The following is an 18,105-nucleotide window of genomic DNA, read 5'->3' on the forward strand; positions in this document are numbered from 1 at the left end:
TGAATGCCTGAGCATCAAGACGCAGAAGAACCCATTCGCACTTTGCCGCAAGTTACTGATCAACGCCTCCCGCGCGGCTTATGATCAGTTACAGCTGCTTCTCGCAGCTACTGCGTAACATCAGTTAAGAAGCCGGGTTTACCCGGCCGTTGTGTTTGTTGTCACGATGCGATACGGGGCTTAGAACCTATTTGCGATCTGTCCCGAGCAACTGTCAGCAAGGTGAAGCGCAGCACAGAAACCGGAATGTACTTTGGTACATGAGGCTGCGAACTTCTTGTTGCGTAGCACCCTAGCAGTTCGGCGTCCCCCTTGCGGGGGCTATTGAGCAGCACATGAGCCCTGATCACAGTTGCGCAGAAAGATCTGTAAACAGGTTCTTAGCGCGTACGGTTTGCGTTGTTGATGGCATCGCTGGTGGCTGTGGTGGCGGCTCTGAGGCTGGCATCAGCGAACTCGGCGACTTGGCGACTGGCTTTGTTGAGGCTGTCAAACGCAGCTTGGCCGGCTGCGACGCTGGATTTGAGAACAGAGCTGATGATGTCCGAACTGGCGGGGCTGACTTTCTCGAACTGGTCGAAACTGCTCAGGAAGGATTGCTGATACTGGCTAACGTGGGTTTCGGTTTGTTTTGCGAATTCTGTCTGGGTTTGCGAAGCCAATTCGTAGAGATTGCGCGATAAACTCATGAAGGCCTCGGTAGTTTGCTCGGCCAATTCAGCGCGTAAGGCTAAGGCGCTTTGCATGTCATCTATGCTTGAGAGGCGGGCCGCGTTTTTTGCAGTATTCTCCAAGGCTTGTTTGGCGGCATCCAATTGCAGGCGTACGGCTTTTTCTGTGCTGTCGAGACTGATGCGTGCCAAGCGTAAGTTGTTTTCCAGCTGCTGTTGAGTCATTGCCACGTGGGGAGCTTGGGCCATGCTGTTCTCCTAGTTCTGGGTGGGTGAGTGCTCGGTGCGGTGCCTTGGAGTATAGTTATGCTGCTACGCACAACAAGGCCATTCTAAGAAGCCGGTTTTATAGCGTCAAGCGAATAATGTTGCGATGCACAATGGGTGTGCGGTTGCTGTGATTTATAGCTAAGTAATTGATTAAAAATAGAATACGGAGACAAACTTGGCCAATACCGAAAAGCGTGTCATTAAGAAGTACCCTAATCGTCGCTTGTATGACACCGCGACCAGTTGTTACATCACGCTGGAAGACGTCAAGCAACTGGTGCTCGAGAATGTCGAAATAACGATTGAAGATGCGAAGACGCATGAGGATCTGACCCGCAGCGTATTGTTACAGATCATTCTCGAAGAAGAGAGTGGCGGCGCACCCATGTTCAGTTATGACGTACTTACCCAGATCATCCGCTTTTATGGTCACGCCATGCAGGGCTTGATGGGGAATTATCTGGAAAAGAATATGCAGCTCTTTCAGCAGATGCAGGAAAGACTACAAGAGCAGGCCAAGACGGTCGGCGACAACCCCATGGGCACCAATGCCAACATGTGGGGCGAGTTTATGAAGTTCCAGGCCCCGGCCATGCAGAATATGATGACCAGCTATTTGGAACAGAGCACTAATATGTATGTGGAAATGCAGCAGCAACTGCAGGACCGTGCCAAAAATCTCTGGACGGGTTTTGGTTTTCCACCAGCGGGCAGTGACAAGAAGTGACGCATTGTCGAGGTTGAACTAAAATCCAGACGAGGGCGTGTCGCAAGACGCGCCCGTTTTGTTTCAGCGGCCGGATTGCCGGCCGCTGCCCTTTCTTCGCGTTGAGGCTTATGTGACCCTGACCGAACTCAAATACATTGTCGCCATCGCGCGTGAACGTCACTTTGGCCGGGCGGCGACGGCTTGCTTTGTCAGTCAGCCAACCTTGTCGGTTGCAGTCAAGAAACTTGAGGATGAATTGGGTGTGACCCTGTTCGAGCGATCGTCCGGTGATGTGACGGTTACCCCGATTGGTGAACGCATCGTGTCTGAATCGCAGCGGGTGCTGGAGCAGGTGCAGACTATCAAAGCCTTGGCTGAACAGGGGAAGGACCCGCTCTCCGGTACGTTGCGCCTTGGCGCCATCTATACCATCAGCCCCTATGTACTACCGTACCTGATACCGCGTTTGCGTGTGGCGGCACCGCAGATGCAGCTGCTGCTTGAAGAGAACTACACGGCGCGGTTGGCAGAGATGCTTAAGCAAGGGGATATCGATGTAGCGCTGCTGTCCGAGCCTTTCCGTGAAAACGGCATCGCAACCCAGGCGGTTTACGACGAGCCTTTTGTTGTCGCGACGCCGAAGGGGCATGCCTGGGAAAAGCTCAAGGCGGTCGATGCAGCCCAGTTGGAAGATGAAAATGTCCTGCTGCTTTCCCCCGGCAACTGTTTTCGCGACCAGGTGTTGCAGACCTGTCCGGAGTTGAATCGTGAGTCGCTACCTATCGGCAGCTTGCAGCGTACCCTGCAAGGATCGTCGCTGACGACGATTCGGCATATGGTGGCGGGTGGCATCGGCGTAACCGTGCTGCCGGCCACGTCGGTTACCTTGGCGGATCAACAACTACTCGCCATCCGGCCCTTCCGTGGCGAAGCGCCTACGCGGCGTATTGTGCTGGCGTGGCGGCGTAATTTTCCACGCCGTGAAGCTATTGAAGCGATTAGGCAGGCGATTCTGGGCAGCAGCTTGCCCGAAGTGACTATGTTGCCGGCGGCCTCAATAGAGTAAGTTTGTCATGCCCCAGAACTTGTTCACTGTCTGAATTAACAGTCTTTCTTCGTGAGCAGGTTCCAATATCCAGGCGGCCGACTAGGCCGCATTTTTACGTCGCAACAGGAAACGACCGCTTATGACTGCCCCGATCACCATTCTCGGCACCGGTTTGGCCGGTTACAACCTTGCGCGTGAGCTACGTAAGCAAGACCCCGATGCGCCATTGCGTATTATCAGCGCCGATAGTGGGGATTTCTACTCCAAGCCCATGCTATCGACAGGTTTTGCCAGTAAGAAGACGGCAAACCAGTTGGTGATGAAACCCGCCGAAAAAATGGCGGAGGAGCTGAAGGCAGAATTGCTGACGGCAACCCGTGTGTTGACGATTGATGTAAGCCAGCGCTGCCTTTACACCGATAAGGGAGAGTTTGCCTACGACAAGCTGGTATTGGCTTTGGGGGCGGATACCTTCAAACCCATGTTGGCGGGGGATGCGGCTGATACGGTGCTGAGCGTCAATGATATTGCCGACTATGCGCAGTTTCGCCATCAGGTGGAAGGCCGGCAGCGTATCGTATTGCTTGGTGCGGGTTTGATAGGCTGTGAGTTTGCCCACGATCTGGTTGTCAGCGGCAGGCAGGTTACGGTGATTGATCTGGCCGGGTGGCCTTTGTCGCGTCTGTTGCCCGAGCAGGCAGGGCGTTATCTTCAGGAAAAGCTTGCCGGATTAGGGGTGCAATTCCAGTTGGGCGCGATGGCAACAGCGTTGGACCGGCATGGCGAAGGGTTGCTGTTGACATTGGCGGATGGTGCCCAACTAGCGGCGGATTTGGTGATGTCGGCGATTGGACTTCAGCCGCGTATAGCCTTAGCCAAGCAGGCAGGGCTGGCCGTGGGGCGAGGGATCCTGGTGGACCGCTATTTGCAAAGCAGCGCCCCCCATATCTACGCGTTGGGGGATTGTGCGGAGGTCGATGGTCAACTGCTGCCGTATGTGCTCCCCATCATGCAGGCGGCACGGGCGTTGGCGGCCAGCTTGACGGGTAAGCAAACCGCAGTGGTTTATCCGGCAATGCCCGTTGTGGTGAAGACCCCGATTTGTCCAACGGTCATCTCCCCTCCCGCGCACGGTGCGCTGGGAGATTGGCAGTTCGAGAGGCGCGACAATGGGTTGCGTGCCTTATTCACGACGCCGGATGATCGCCTGCTGGGCTTTGCATTGTTAGGGGACGCTACTGCAGAGCGGCAGGCGTTGGTGACGCATCTGCCAGCGGTGTTGGTCTAAGAGTCTGTCTAAAGTCTGCTGTGCGTTGGCAATATGGCGTTGAAAACTTCCTCGGAATGCGCATTTACCCTGCGTAAACGCCGTTTCCTCAATTGTTTCTGCCTTGTTTTCTGCTAATGCGCAAGATTGTGAACAGGTTATTAAGCGAATGACGACTAGCAACAAAATGCAGCTTTGCTTTCATACCAGTTTGGCAGAAGTCGATGCTGCCGCTTGGAATGCCTTGGCGGGTGGGCAACCCTTTGTCCAGCATGCATTCCTGCGGGCATTGGAGGAATGTGGTTGCGTGGGGGGTGATACCGGTTGGCAGCCTATGCATGCTGCCCTGATGCGTAATGGTGACTTACTCGCTGCCATGCCGCTATACCTCAAACAGCACTCCTGGGGCGAGTATGTGTTTGATTGGGCTTGGGCGGACGCGAGCGAGCGGGCGGGCTGGGCGTATTTCCCCAAGCTCTTGAACGCGATTCCCTTTACCCCGGTGCCGGGGAACCGTTTGTTGGCGATAGACGATTCGGCACGGGAGGTGTTGTTGGCGGGCGTATTGGGTTGGGCCAGCCAGCAGTCACTATCTGGTCTGCACTGTCTTTTCCCTACTGCGCAGGAGCAAGAGATCTTGGCGCAGGCCGGACTATTGCAACGGCGTGGGGTGCAGTTTCACTGGATAAATCGCGGCTATCGCGATTACGCCGGTTTTTTGGCCAGCCTGAACCATGATAAGCGCAAGAAACTCAAGCAAGAGCGCAAGCGTGTGGCGCAGGCGGGTTTACGCATTATTCGTAAGCATGGCGATCAAATCGATGCTGTGGACTGGGCGTTTTTTTATCGCTGTTATGCGCATACCTACCGGGCTCATCGATCCAGTCCCTACCTCAACTTGGCGTTCTTTCAGCGTTTGGGTGAATTGCTGGGGCAGCATTGCATGCTGGTGATTGCGCTGCGTGAGGGAGAGCCTGTCGCAGCAGCGTTGAATCTTTTCGACAGCGAGCGTTTATACGGCCGCTATTGGGGCGCGCTCGACTACATTCCCAATCTGCATTTCGAACTGTGTTACCACCAGGGAATCGAGTTCGCCATTGAACAAAGCCTGCAGATATTTGAAGGCGGCGCACAGGGTGAACATAAACTGGCACGGGGTTTCGAGGCGGTAGAGACGGCTTCCTGGCACTGGTTGGCGCAACCACAACTCGCGCAAGCGGTGTCCCACTTTCTGCAAGCAGAAGGGCAGGGTATGGCGCACTATCTCTGCGAATTGGATGAGCGCGCGCCATTTCGGCAAGGTTGAATGAGGCCGAGGGGCTAGGGTAGCCTGTTTCGGTGAGGGGCTGTGGTTCGAAATCCAACCAAATACGACAGTCGTACTGTGTACTACCGCATGGATGCTTGAGCCAGCCAGCCTTGCCACGTAGCATGGAAGCAATCAAACGCTTGTTTTACCTGCCATGACCCTCCTGCCATCGGGCGAGATTTTACAAAGTTCGCTTTTCCTCCCTATTAATGCGAACGATACCTTGCATCTGCGACGTATCTGCCTGGCAGAACCAGGCCTGCCGGTTTTGATGGTGCATGGCGCAGTCGCCAATGCGCGGACCTTTTATAGCGAACGAGGCCGTGGCTTGGCGCCATGGCTGGCAGCCAGGGGCTTCGATGTTTACGTGCTGGACCTACGTGGACGGGGTCTTTCTACGCCGCCAATTGATGGCAATAGCCAGCATGGGCAAACCGACAGCATTTGTACTGATATCCCGGCTGCCCTGACGGAAATCACCCGGCTGCGTGGCGAAGCTGTACCTATCCGACTAGTGGCGCATTCGTGGGGTGGAGTGCTGTTATCCGCAGAGCTGGCTCGGCAGCCAGGGTGGGCCAGTCGTATTGCAGCCAGCGTCTATCTGGGGAGTAAACGCAGTATCCGCGTATGGAACTTCGCCCGGATTTATGAGATCGAACTTTTCTGGCAGAGAGCGAGTAGCCTGTGGTTATGGCGGTATGGTTATCTGCCGGCAGCACGGATAGGCTTGGGGGCAGATAGCGAAACCCGCCAAAGCTTGCTGCAAAGCCGCCGCTGGATACGTGAGCGCGCTTGGCGCGACAGCCAGGACGGTTTCGATTATCAATCGGCATTGGCGGGAGGTGGCATACCACCCACACTATACTTGGTGGGTGGCAATGACCCGGTACGCGGGCATGAGCGGGATGTACGGCGTTTTGTACAGGAGTCCGGGCCGCACCCGCATGAGATAAGGTTAATGGCACGCCAATCCGGTTTCAGCCGGGATTATGGGCATCTTGATATGCTGACGCATGTCCAGTCCGAGTCGGAGGTGTATCCATTGGTGCTTGCGTGGCTGATACAACAGCGTAGTTGAATGGGTTATCCACAGATGGATTTCAGTTGTGTTGAGGTGTCGCCTATTGCAATTATTTTCGGAAAACCTATTTATATCAGCGATGTAGTCGGCACTTTTGAAGTCATTTTTCTAGAGCTTGATGCGTGGTCCGCTGAAAAGTTAACATAGGATTATATTCCGTTGCGATAACAAGCTTTCCTGGCGCGTTTACAATGGCATGCTTCAAGATGGTCAAATCTGGCAAAGCAACACTGCTTTACAGTTTCTAAAGTAAAAACATCGCTGGTTAGCGTAAATTGAGCGCTCCAGCTGAAAGTATTGCCGATGAGTGCAGCTGAAACCCAATTTGCCCAGAACAACCTGCCCCAGACTTCCGGGCAGGTGGCCGACACTACGCGCCAGAGTGCGATGAAAACTCAACACGAATCACTCGCCATGTTGTCCTCATGCCGCGACCTTGCGGCTGATCTGTTGTCCAAATCGTTGTCGACCATTCTTGATCGGATTGAAGAGTCCCTGTTCGAACTGGCGGATAAATCGCTGGATAGGGACAGCTACAACCTCTATATGCAGGCGCGTGGCGAAGCACAGGACAAGCGGCTGGAGATAGAGCGGGAATTTCGCCGACGCTTTGTCGAGGGTTTTGACCTGACTGTCCGGGCGGATAAGGCAAATCGGGCCGAGGCCTTCGGTGATTTCGATGCGGACTCTCTTTCCTTGGTTGGGCATCACGACTACGAAGAGGATATGGCTGTCACGAGTATTGCCAGCAAACTGAAGAACAAGCTGGGTGATGACCTGACGGCGCTGAATTTCCGCATCGGCCATCTGATGGCGTTGCCGGAAGGCGACCGCGATGATAATCCGATGAGTCCGCAAGCCATTGTGGAAGCCTTCCGTAGCGCCTGCCAAAAAATCGAAAGTGATATGAATGTACGACTGCTGGTGCTCAAGCAGTTCGAACAGCTGGCCTCGGAGAATGTGCCGAATGTTTACCAGAACCTCAACCGCTTCCTGATCGACCGGGATATTGTTCCTGTATTGCCTAAGGCTGGGTTCCGTCGGTCTCCCTCTCAGCCACGCCGCGGCGCGTCGGCAGGGGGTGCAGATGGCGATATGCCGGCGGGTGGTTATGCTGCCCAGATGGGGTTTGGCGCAGGTGGCTTTGCTCAAGCCAGCGGCGGTATGCCTGCTTATACCGTTGGCAATGAAAGTGAACTGATTGGTTCGCTGCAACAGCTTTTGGCGTTTAATCAAGCCATGCAGGCCGGTATCAGTGGGCCGCAGGCAGGTAACGCCCCGGCGCCGGCGACCATGGCCTTGCCGCCGATGATGACGACCAGCGTGGGCCAGAGTTTTCTTGATGCCCTTAATCTGCTCCAGATTGGCAAGACAGAAGGTGCATTGGCCGACAAAGGAGAGCTGGATGAGGAAGCGTTGATTGCCGGTACCGCGAATGTATTACATCAGCTCAAGACCACCAGCCTTGCCAATTCACTGGGCCATGTTGATGCAATGACGATTGATATCGTGGCCATGCTGTTTGACAATCTGTTTGATGATCGAAATATCCCCCCACCGCTGAAGTCCCTGATTGGCCGTTTGCAGATTCCGGTACTGAAAGTGGCGATGCTGGACACCAAGTTCTTTGCCAGCAAACAGCACCCTACCCGGCTCTTTCTGGATGCATTGGCCCATGCGGCATTGGGCTGGGATGAATCCGATGGTACAGAAGACAAGCTGTATCGAAAGATTGCTGAGTTGGTGGAGCGCATTGTGTTGGAGTTCGACGAAAATATTTCTCTTTTCGACACCTCGCTGACCGACCTGGAAGCCTTCCTGGCGAGCGAAGAGCAAATCGCCCAAGCGGAGGCTGAAGCTGCCGCTGCCGAGTTGATGGCAGCCGAGCAAGCTGACTTGGCAGGACGCCGTACAGAGCAAGTGCTTAGCCAACGATTGGCTAATGCGGGTGACCTGCCCCCGTTGATTCATGAATTTTTAGATACGCAATGGCGTCAGGTGCTGCAGCATGCGGCCTTACAACGAGAAGTTAAACCCGATGCCTGGATGGATGCTGCCCAGGCAATGGAAGACCTGATTTGGAGCGTGACGCCCAAGATTGGTGTTGAAGAACGTATACGCTTGGTGAATCTACTACCCAACCTGTTGCAGCGCTTGGAACGGCATGCGGAAGAGGCGGGCGTAGACAGGGCTTTGCGCCAAGCCTTCTTTGCCGAATTGGTGAACTGCCATGCGGGTGCGATCAAGAGTGGCTTGAAGCAGGCATCGGACATGGCAGCCGCTGCGGCAGCTGCTGCAGCGGCAAGCGAAATGCCGATAACTGCACCGCCGCCCCCTGTGGCATCGCAACCCGTACAGGTAAGCGAAGCGGATCTGACAGATCTGCCTTCACGGGATATCGGCCCGCAGGTAACGGGCTTTGAAGTCGAGGATGCATCTTGGGATACCGGGTTGGATAAGTATGGTGATTACGATGACGTTGTTGCCAATCAGTTACGTCGAGGGGCATGGGTGGAGTTTCGTCAGGAGGATGGGACGCTTAATCGGGCCAAGCTGGCCTGGGTAAGTCCAATGAAAAGCCGCTATCTCTTTACCAATCGGCAAGGCCAGAACAGTGTTGAGTTCACTTTGTTGGAATTGGTAGACCTATTCAAGCGTGGTGACGCCAGCATCATTGAAAGTGTACCGTCGGTTGAACGCGCGGTGAGCGACATGATAGGCATGCTGCAAACACAAGCGGTATGAGTGTACTTGATTGGCCTGCCCATAATCTGTGGCGACCAATATGAAGCGCAATATCAAGACAGATATATATAGATAGTTTGAGGTTGCGCGCTGCTTGCGAAAGCCCTGGAATGCGCATAAGTTTGGATACAGAATGCGCAGTAAGGCAGTGAGCAGGTCCTCCGTGTTCTGCGCCCGCCGTCAACGCGGGCGCTTTCATCTCTACCCGAGAAAACCATGTCGACTTCTTACGTCCCAACGTTACCCGCCCGGCATGAGATGGTCACGATTCGTGGTATTGATACGCACATTTGTCGTTGGGGCCGTCCTGGCGGCCGGCCGGTTCTATTGCTGCATGGGTGGATGGATTGTGCGGCGACGTTTCAGTTCATGATTGATGCGGCACCTGCCGGATTACTTGATTTCGAACTGATTGCTCTGGATTGGCGAGGGTTTGGGGAGAGTGCCTGGGCCGTAGAGAGCTATTACTTTCCAGACTATCTGGCGGATCTGGATGCGCTAGCCGACTGGCTGGCGCCGCAACAACCGGTGATTTTAGTGGGTCATAGCATGGGCGGCATCGTGGCGAGTCTCTACGCTGGTATTCGGCCCGAGCGGGTCAGCCATCTTGTTTCATTGGAAGGTTTTGGCTTACCTGCGACAAGACCAGAACAAGCCCCCGAACGCTATCGACGATGGCTGAACGAAGTGGGGTCTGAAGCGGTTTCAACGTCTTTTGTAGATTTTGCATCCGTGGCAGCGCGTTCGATCAAGTTCAACGCCAAACTGACGCCAGACAAAGCGGCTTGGTTTGCTACGATGCTGGCTGAGTCGGTAGAAGGAGGGGTGCGTTATCGGGCCGACCCACGGCATAAATGGGTCAATCCTGTGCTGTATCGCTTGGACGAGGCGCAAGCTTGTTGGCGTCAGGTGAAGGCACGTACGCTATGGCTTGCCGGCAATGAAACCAAACTGCTGGCATGGCTGGGGGAAAGCAAACATGGCTTGCAGGCACGCCAGCGGTGTTTCACCGACTTCAGCTATATCGAGCTGGCAGATTGCGGTCACAACCTGCATCATGATGCCCCGGCAGAGGTGGCGCGTCAGCTGACCGACTTTTTACTTGCGGGGTAAATCTCTGGTGAGTCTACAGATACTGGGCCGGCAGGTAGACGGGGGCACCTTGCTGGACCATATGATTGCTGGGTAAACATACGCCATCAGCGCGATGGCGTTTGATTGAGCGGCTTTTAGCAAGGTTGTTGGAAGCGCGTTTGGAAAGCAGACTTTCCAATCTGCGCATCAGTGTCATCGTTAGTGTGGAAATAGTCTGCATGGCAACGCTCCTTTACGGTCCTACATCTTCAATAGCTATTTGCATTGTGAGATGTAGTTTTGTGCGTTGCAACAACAAAAAATCAAATACTTACAGAAGAATAAGTACTCTATTGCCTTGCTTGGGCAAGGCCATCACCAAAAGCCTTGTTAATACTGAACGGCGCGGTGTTCTTTAAATATTGCGCTGCATCAGTAGTAGCCTGCTTTGAGTAATTGCTCCCTAGTCAAAGTAAGCCAGCACGCCATCCAAACCGGTCGTATCCAATGTGTAAGCTGCTTCTGCCCGGACTTTGGGCTTTGCATGGCAGGCAATGCCGTAGCCTGCGGCAGCCAGCATTTTGAGGTCGTTTGCCCCGTCGCCTAATGCAATCACCTGCTCGGTGCGTAATCCTAGTTCAGCTTGATACTTTCGTAGTTCATCTGCTTTGGTTTGTGCATCGACGATGTTGCCGACAATTCGGCCCGTCAGCTTTTCATCTATGACTTCCAGCACATTGGCAATGGCTCGACTGAGCCCAAGCCGGGCTTGCAGTCGTTCGGTAAAGAAAGTGAAGCCACCTGAAATCAGCAGGGTCTTGATACCGTTTGCCTGGGCTGTCTTGAGTAAGGTTTCCGCCCCCGGCATCAGCTGCAGGCGTTCGGTATAAACCTGTTCCAGTGCGTGCTCGGGCAATCCAGCCAGTAGCGCGACACGCTCTGTCAGGCTCTGGCTGAAATCCAACTCACCACGCATTGAACGCTCGGTAATGGCGGCCACTTGCGCTTTGATGCCTAGCATATCGGCAATCTCGTCTATGCATTCGATGGTGATCAGCGTCGAATCCATGTCCATGACGATAAGGCCGATATCTGCCAGTTTTGCCGTTGTTGGCACAAAGGCGTAGTCGTAACCCGCCTGGCTACAGAATGCGGCAATGGTTGGCTGGCTTGTGTGTTCCGCTGGGCTGAGTTTGAAGGCTTGGTGGGCGAGTTGCCCAGCACGCACCGCGGTTATCTGGTTTGCTCCGGCCAATTGCGCCAGGCGCTTCAGGTTTTGGGTGGCAATCTCCGGCGCTTGAATGATGAGCTTGTACATGAAGGGTACTCGGGAGTAGAGGAATTACTCAGCCAGCCGGCCGTCGGTGAGGGTCAGTACACGGCCGGTGCGGGCTGCCAGTTCTGGATCGTGTGTGACGATAATCAGCGCGGTGCCCAGGTTGTTGTTCAGCTCCAGCATCAGGTCAAAAACAGTATGGGCGGTATGTCGGTCGAGATTGCCGGTGGGCTCGTCAGCCAATAGACAGGCAGGATTGGTGACCAGCGCGCGGGCAACCGCTGCCCGTTGGCGTTCGCCACCCGATAGCTCGCTTGGTTTATGTTTGAGCCTATGCGCCAACCCCACCTTTTCCAACATGGCTTCAGCGCGTGCATGCGCCTCGTTGCGCGCCAGGCGGCGGATCAGCAATGGCATTGCCACGTTTTCCAGGGCGCTGAATTCAGGCAGCAGATGATGAAATTGGTAAACGAACCCCAGCAACTGATTGCGCAACTGCCCGCGTGCCGCTTCTTTAAGCAAGAACGGGTCTTGCCCATTAATGCGAAGACTCCCCTGTGAGGGCGTATCCAAAGCGCCGAGCAGATGCAGCAGCGTACTTTTCCCTGATCCGGAACTACCAATGATGGCCAGTTTTTCGGCCTTGTTCACCTGTAAATCGACCCCGTCAAGTACCGGTACGTCGAGGTCTGGATAGCGCTTGCTCAGGCCCTGGGCCAGGAGAATAGGATCACTCATAGCGTAGCGCCTCCGCAGGGTTGGTCTTGGCGGCACGCCAGCTGGGGTAGAGCGTCGCTAGGAAGGCCAGTACCAGTGCGATGAGGCCAATCGCCGCTACATCGGTGGGCAAAACTTCACTTGGTAGCGACGAAATCAGGTAAACCTGGGGAGACAGCACCTGTGTTCCCAGCAGGCCTTCAAAGAAACTCACTACCGTGCCGACATTGATCGCCAATACCACGCCACCTATTACGCCGGCGACGGTGCCGACTATGCCAACCGTTGCCCCCTGAATGACAAAGATTTTGAGAATGCTGGATGGTGCGGCCCCCAGTGTGCGCAGAATGGCGATATCGGCTTGCTTGTCCGTCACCGCCATGACTAAGCCGGAGACCAGATTGAAGGTTGCCACGGCAATAATCAGGGTCAGAATCAAGAACATCATGCGTTTTTCGATTTGAACAGCACGGAAGTACTGGGAGTTTTCCATGGTCCAGTCGCTGAACCATAGGGGGCGTTGATTGTTTTGCGCCAAACGTTGTGCGACTTGCGGCGCATCCAGCGGATCGCTGATCTTCAGGCGAACGCCGCTGACATCATCACCCATCCGAAATAGCTTTTGCGCATCCGCCAAAGCGACCAACGCCAAACCGGCATCGTATTGATACATATCAATACGAAATAGCCCGACGACGGTAAACGTCTTGAATCGTGGCACCAAGCCTGCCGGTGTCATGTTGCCTTGGGGGGTGATCATATTGACCTTTTCACCCACTGCTACGCCCAGCGCCCGCGCCAGATCCTGGCCCAATATGATGCCGAACTCTCCCGGTTTGAGGGCATCGAGCCGGCCCGCAACCATATGCCGGCCTAGTCCAGCGACCTGGTCTTCTTGGTCTGGCAACACACCCCGCAGCATGGCGCCTTGTACATTACCGTCGAAGGAGATGAGTCCCTGCGCCTGTACGTAGGGTGCACTGGCTAGCACGACTGGGTCGCGACGACTTAGCTCGCTGGCCACAGCCTGCCAATCGGCCAGTCGGTTTCCAGGGCCGCTAGCCTGCACATGGGAAGCCACTTCCAAGATGCGGCCACGAATTTCGCGCTGGAACCCGTTCATGACGGAGAGCACGACAATCAGAGCTGCGACCCCGAGGGCGATGCCTATCATGGATGCGGCTGAAATAAAGGAGATAAAGCCGTTTCGGCGTTTGGCACGGGTATAGCGCAGGCCAATCAACCATTCGAAGGAATTCATATATAGAAAGATAAATAGGTAGACAGAACAGGATCATCTGCTTCGAAACGCATCGGAGAAGCAGGTTTCTACCTGGAGAGAAAAAAAGAATGAAACCGGAGTGTGCCACATCATGACCGTGAATCAGAAAGTTATGCCAATGGCGATGGACGGAAGGCGTGGAAATATGATAATTGCATGATATAGAATGTTTACTCTGTTTACATTGGCGATCAAAAATATGCTGAATTACTTAAAACAAATGTTGGGTATTCATCGAGAATCGCGGTTGGAGAAAGCCGTAGCAACTTTGGAAAGTGCAGCAACATTGCCGCCTATACAGGCAATACAGTCCTTGACCGATTGGCTGAGCCACGAGCAGCGTCGTGCAACCGAGCATCGTGATGGTCTAGTAGTTTTGCGTGGTGTGGATGCCATGCTGCGCAAAATTGCAGAAGAGGGTTTGGCGGGCATGCTTGATTCGCAGGCCAACCACACCCGGATGACATTGCTTTCACAAAACCTGGTGCCTTTTTGCAGCGCAATTTTGGCGCTATACACTGCCGCTTTACGGCGCGAAATGGTAGAACAGTCCCGTAAACCGTCCAATACCTCGTTGATACAAACTGTCGTGGGCAACTGGATGTACTGGATAGGCCGTGACCACGTGGTGCGGTTTATACGTGAGCCCAAAACCGATCGGCTGCCTTGGCACGAGATCCGCCCTGCCGCTGAATTTGCACTGGATTTGAGCGGCAAATTAGGCACGCGCATTACTCAAAAGAACGAAGGTGAAGGTGGCAGGTTGCAGAAGGAGTTGGCCCATCTGGTTTTATTGTCGCGGACGCTCACACCAGATCTGCAAGGACGACAGCTGTTGATAGCCGACCGGTTGGCCAAGGTGCTTGCAGGATTTATCAGTGTCAGCAACGAGCATTCATCAGCCACGCCATTTGGTCAGGCAGACAATACAGACAGCGCTCCTACGGTGCTTACCCGGGTGCCCACTCAAATCAAGCGTGAAGGCAAGGGACTGTACTGTGGTCTGGAGCGGACTTTGATGGAATTGGTGGCAATGGAGCAGCTTATTGCCGGCCTGGGCAAGGTTCCGCAGAAGATCAACCCGGACGGTAAGCTCGAGGTGGGTGAAACACTGGGTGTCATCAAGCATCTGAAAAACCGTTGGAGCGGGCAGGACGTGAAGCGTATGGCCGAGCGTAAGCCGGCTAGTGGTTCGCTGACGATCAGCCACGATTATGTCGCCGTTCGCCGCTTGATTGCCGCTGCCCAGCAGCAGAAGACCAATGTCAAAACAAATGAGCCAACGGTAGAGCGTGCGCTAGTTCAGGATGTAAGTGCGACAGGGCTGGGCCTCAAGCTGGTGCAGCATACCGGTTGGTTGAAGATGGGTATGATCCTTGGGATCAAAACCGACAAGGATGTTAATTGGCGTGTCGGTATTGTTCGCCGGGCGCTTACCCGTGCTCAAGGTGAGATGACCGCTGGCGTGCAACTGCTTGGCGGTAATCCGGAGTCGATTCGCCTGACGCGCCGCGCGCAGGTGTCGCAATGGGAAAAGGTGACAGAGCATCAGTCATGGGACAATATCCTGGGCCTGTATCTACGACCTGACTCATTGAATGCCGATCAGCATGTGCTGGTCCTTGCCAAACCGGAACTGGAAGTGGGAAAAACCTATGCTGCACCTTCGACACGTGATGGTGACCTCACTTTCCGGATATTGTCTCAACATGAAATCGGTGCGGATTGCGTTTTCTATCACGCTGAATGCACCGTCGTGGCGCCTGTACACGCCGCGCCATCTGAAAGTGGCAGCATAGCTATTCACTCTGAATGATCACCTTATTGATTCCATCACTTCGCTTGGCAAACCAGACGGACCAGCCGCTTTTTGACCCGACTGCCGAGTTGGCATTACCAGGACTGACAAGCCTGCTTGGGCGGGGTCATCACAGCAAGAATGAGCAGATCGGGGCTGAACAGTGGCTGCGGCAACAGTTTCAGGCTGTTGGCGTCAGTGCTGCTGCATTGACGTTGATGTTGGATTTCCCTACTGCGCAGGAAGGGTATTGGCTGCGGGCTGATCCGGTGCACCTTCGGGCAGATCGTGATCGGGCGCTTTTGTTTGATGCCAGTGCATTGGCGCTACAGCAGCAAGAAGCCGACCAGTTGGTGGCCAGTCTGAATCATCTTTATGCGGACGATGGTTTCAGGTTCATGGCGGCTACCCCCAGTCGTTGGTATGTACGTCTGCCCAGGGCGATGGATTGCATGACGACGCCCTTGGCTGAGGTGCTTGGGCGTGATATCCGCCCCTGTTTGCCCAGTGGCCCGATGGCGCTGAACTGGCACCGTTTCCTCAACGAAGTGCAGATGCTGCTCTACAACCAAGCGGTAAATGATGAGCGCGAAGCGCGAGGTAGCTTAGCTGCCAATTCGGTCTGGCTATGGGGTGAAGGGCGCGCACCGGAAGGGTTGGTCAAGCCCACGCATCAGTTGTACGCGAATGACGCACTGGCACGTGGCATGGCGTTGGCATCGGGCGTGGCGCACGCCGATCTGCCGCAACAATATAGTGTGGATTTGGTATCGGATAGCTTTATCGTACTGGATAGTCTGGTGGCCGCCGCTGTCCAGGGTGATATCTATACTTGGCGTGACAAGCTGATGCAGCTGGAGATACAGTGGTTTCAGCCTATCTTGCAGGCATGGCGTCAAGGCCAGCTGGGCTCAATCAGGTTGGTTCTATTTGGTGATCAAGGCACCATAACGGTCGTGTTGAATCCCGCGGACCGTTGGAAATTTTGGCGTACGCCTTTGGCGCTGGCACAAGTCTAGCTATGGCTGGATAGGGGCAGGCCTAACCGCTGAGCCGCAGTTCAATACCGCCTAGGCTGTAAAACCGGCACAATAGCGTCCCAACGCTTATTATTTTCGGCCAGCTTGTTGCTGGCCGTTGCTATTTCCCCCATGCATATACTGACCCGTCCCGTCCCCTCTACTGCAGAACAGACACTGCTGGCTGCCGGTATACACCCCATCGAAGCGCGTATCTTTGCTGCGCGTGGTATCGAAAATCCGCAGGAGTTGGAAGCGGAATTCAAGCATCTGCTACCGGTTGATGCCCTCAAGGGTGCCCCGGAAGCCGCCAAGCGCCTTGCTGATGCCATTGCCCGGCAAGAACATATCCTCATCGTGGCTGATTACGATGCCGATGGCGCCACAGCCTGTGCGGTTGGCCTACGTGGTTTGAGTTTGTTTGGCGCCCGGGTTGAGTTTCTGGTGCCAAACCGTTTTGAATATGGCTATGGCCTGACGCCGGAGATCGTCGACCTGGCTGCGCATAAGCAACCCCAGCTGATTGTGACGGTAGACAACGGTATCGCCAGTGTGGCGGGTGTGGCGCGGGCGCATGAGCTGGGCATAGAGGTACTGGTTACTGACCACCATTTGCCCGGCGATAGCCTGCCTGATGCCTTGATCGTGAACCCGAATCAACCGGGCTGCCCCTTTCCCAGCAAAAACCTGGCGGGCGTGGGTGTGATGTTTTATGTGCTGTTGGCGCTGCGGGCCGAATTACGGACACGTCAGGCTTTTGCCGATAAGCCTGAGCCCAACCTGGCGGATCTGCTCGACCTGGTGGCGCTGGGCACGGTGGCGGACGTTGTACGGCTCGATAACAATAACCGTATTCTGGTGGAGCAGGGCCTTAAGCGCATGCGTGCTGGGCGGGCCTGTGCCGGGATACTGGCGATTTTCCAGGCCGCTGGGCGCGAAATACGGCGTGCTAGCGCTTTCGACCTCGGTTTTATGGTTGGGCCGCGACTGAATGCAGCTGGCAGGCTGGATGACATGAGCCTTGGCATTGCATGCCTAGTGGCTGACAGCAGCGATGCCGCTTTGGCGATGGCGCGTGAACTGGATCAGCTGAACCGGGAGCGCCGTGGCATCGAAGCCGAAATGCAGAATGTGGCGGAAGCCAAGCTCGATGCCATTGCGGTAGATGATCGATACAGCCTCACGGTGTTCGACCCTGACTTTCACCAGGGCGTGGTGGGCCTTGTAGCCAGTCGGCTAAAGGACAGGCACCACCGCCCTACGATTGTTTTTGCAGCGGGTATGGCGGGCGAGATCAAGGGGTCGGGCCGGTCAATTCCCGGTTTGCATCTGCGCGACGCACTGGATTTGGTGGCCAAGCGGGAAAGTGGTTTGATCGCAAAGTTTGGTGGCCATGCCATGGCTGCGGGCCTGACCCTGGCAGACCCCGATGGCATTGAACGCTTTCGCGCCAGCTTTGAAGCCGCCTGCCGTCTGTTGCTCAGTGAAACCGAACTCACTCGCACGGTTGAAGTTGATGGCGAACTTGGCCAGGGTACGTTATGCCTGGACTTGGCTGAACGGCTTGACCGACGTGTTTGGGGGCAGGGCTTCCCCGCACCGCGTTTTATTGGCCGCTTTCGGGTATGCAGCCAACGGGTGGTTGGGGAAAAGCATTTGAAACTTCAGCTGGAAGGGCCGGATGGCGAACGTTTTGAAGCCATGCGCTTCCAGCACGCCGAACCGCTGCCGGAGAAGATCGAAGCGGTCTATCAATTGTCCGTCAATGAATGGCAAGGGCGACGCAGCCTGCAACTACTGGTCGAGCAGACCTTCGGTCAATCGACCACATAATTCAAT

Annotated in this window: 15 protein-coding genes; 10 read left to right on the plus strand and 5 right to left on the minus strand. The window is 55.0% G+C overall.

The window, feature by feature from the left end; translation table 11 throughout:
• Nucleotides 1-380: 380 nt before the first annotated feature.
• Nucleotides 381-920, minus strand: coding sequence for a phasin family protein (locus tag CSQ89_RS00795; protein ID WP_099404291.1), 540 nt, complete (start codon nt 918-920; stop codon nt 381-383).
• 196 nt (nt 921-1,116) lie between these two features.
• On the opposite strand from CSQ89_RS00795, the gene phaR reads away from it, so the two are divergent.
• The 7 genes from phaR to CSQ89_RS00830 all read left to right on the plus strand — a co-directional run bounded on the left by phaR (nt 1,117) and on the right by CSQ89_RS00830 (nt 10,213).
• A complete protein-coding gene (phaR, locus tag CSQ89_RS00800; RefSeq protein WP_099404292.1) occupies nt 1,117-1,668 on the plus strand; it encodes a polyhydroxyalkanoate synthesis repressor PhaR in 552 nt (183 codons plus the stop codon).
• Nucleotides 1,669-1,780: 112 nt separating this feature from the next.
• A complete protein-coding gene (locus tag CSQ89_RS00805) occupies nt 1,781-2,716 on the plus strand; it encodes a hydrogen peroxide-inducible genes activator (RefSeq protein WP_099404348.1) in 936 nt (311 codons plus the stop codon).
• Nucleotides 2,717-2,837: 121 nt separating this feature from the next.
• Nucleotides 2,838-3,986 carry an NAD(P)/FAD-dependent oxidoreductase gene (locus CSQ89_RS00810; protein WP_099404293.1) on the plus strand — a complete coding sequence of 383 codons (1,149 nt, stop codon included), beginning with the start codon at nt 2,838-2,840 and terminating at the stop codon, nt 3,984-3,986.
• 148 nt (nt 3,987-4,134) lie between these two features.
• On the plus strand, nt 4,135-5,271 hold the full coding sequence (locus CSQ89_RS00815; RefSeq protein WP_199065107.1) for a GNAT family N-acetyltransferase: 1,137 nt from the start codon (nt 4,135-4,137) through the stop codon (nt 5,269-5,271).
• Between the two features lie 157 nt (nt 5,272-5,428).
• Nucleotides 5,429-6,352: an alpha/beta fold hydrolase gene (locus tag CSQ89_RS00820; protein ID WP_099404294.1), complete on the plus strand. Its 924-nt coding sequence runs from the start codon at nt 5,429-5,431 to the stop codon at nt 6,350-6,352.
• A 306-nt stretch (nt 6,353-6,658) separates the two neighbouring features.
• Nucleotides 6,659-9,100, plus strand: coding sequence for a DUF1631 domain-containing protein (locus CSQ89_RS00825; protein WP_099404295.1), 2,442 nt, complete (start codon nt 6,659-6,661; stop codon nt 9,098-9,100).
• A 216-nt stretch (nt 9,101-9,316) separates the two neighbouring features.
• Nucleotides 9,317-10,213, plus strand: coding sequence for an alpha/beta fold hydrolase (locus CSQ89_RS00830; protein ID WP_099404296.1), 897 nt, complete (start codon nt 9,317-9,319; stop codon nt 10,211-10,213).
• A gap of 13 nt (nt 10,214-10,226) precedes the next feature.
• Here the strand turns inward: CSQ89_RS00830 and CSQ89_RS21925 are convergent, their stop codons facing one another.
• The 4 genes from CSQ89_RS21925 to CSQ89_RS00845 form a co-directional block, all read right to left on the minus strand.
• Nucleotides 10,227-10,415: a hypothetical protein gene (locus CSQ89_RS21925; RefSeq protein ID WP_139023011.1), complete on the minus strand. Its 189-nt coding sequence runs from the start codon at nt 10,413-10,415 to the stop codon at nt 10,227-10,229.
• Nucleotides 10,416-10,637: 222 nt separating this feature from the next.
• Entirely contained in the window at nt 10,638-11,492 is an 855-nt protein-coding gene (gene serB, locus CSQ89_RS00835; RefSeq protein WP_099404297.1) for a phosphoserine phosphatase SerB, read from the minus strand.
• A 24-nt stretch (nt 11,493-11,516) separates the two neighbouring features.
• Complete coding sequence (gene lolD, locus CSQ89_RS00840) at nt 11,517-12,188, minus strand: lipoprotein-releasing ABC transporter ATP-binding protein LolD (RefSeq protein WP_099404298.1); 672 nt, start codon at nt 12,186-12,188, stop codon at nt 11,517-11,519.
• Nucleotides 12,181-13,428, minus strand: coding sequence for a lipoprotein-releasing ABC transporter permease subunit (locus CSQ89_RS00845; protein WP_099404299.1), 1,248 nt, complete (start codon nt 13,426-13,428; stop codon nt 12,181-12,183). The genes lolD and CSQ89_RS00845 overlap by 8 nt, the downstream gene beginning before the upstream one ends.
• Nucleotides 13,429-13,648: 220 nt before the next feature.
• On the opposite strand from CSQ89_RS00845, the gene CSQ89_RS00850 reads away from it, so the two are divergent.
• From CSQ89_RS00850 to recJ, 3 genes are all read left to right on the plus strand, one after another.
• Nucleotides 13,649-15,265, plus strand: a complete 1,617-nt coding sequence (locus tag CSQ89_RS00850) for a hypothetical protein (RefSeq protein ID WP_139023010.1) — start codon at nt 13,649-13,651, stop codon at nt 15,263-15,265.
• The gene (locus CSQ89_RS00855; RefSeq protein ID WP_099404301.1) at nt 15,262-16,266 is read left to right on the plus strand and encodes a hypothetical protein; all 1,005 of its coding nucleotides are present in this window, start codon (nt 15,262-15,264) and stop codon (nt 16,264-16,266) included. The genes CSQ89_RS00850 and CSQ89_RS00855 overlap by 4 nt, the downstream gene beginning before the upstream one ends.
• Nucleotides 16,267-16,398: 132 nt before the next feature.
• Nucleotides 16,399-18,099, plus strand: a complete 1,701-nt coding sequence (gene recJ, locus CSQ89_RS00860; RefSeq protein WP_099404302.1) for a single-stranded-DNA-specific exonuclease RecJ — start codon at nt 16,399-16,401, stop codon at nt 18,097-18,099.
• Nucleotides 18,100-18,105 lie beyond the last annotated feature (6 nt).

Origin of the sequence: Chitinimonas sp. BJB300 (assembly GCF_002735695.1) — a bacterium.
Lineage (GTDB): Bacteria > Pseudomonadota > Gammaproteobacteria > Burkholderiales > Chitinimonadaceae > Chitinimonas.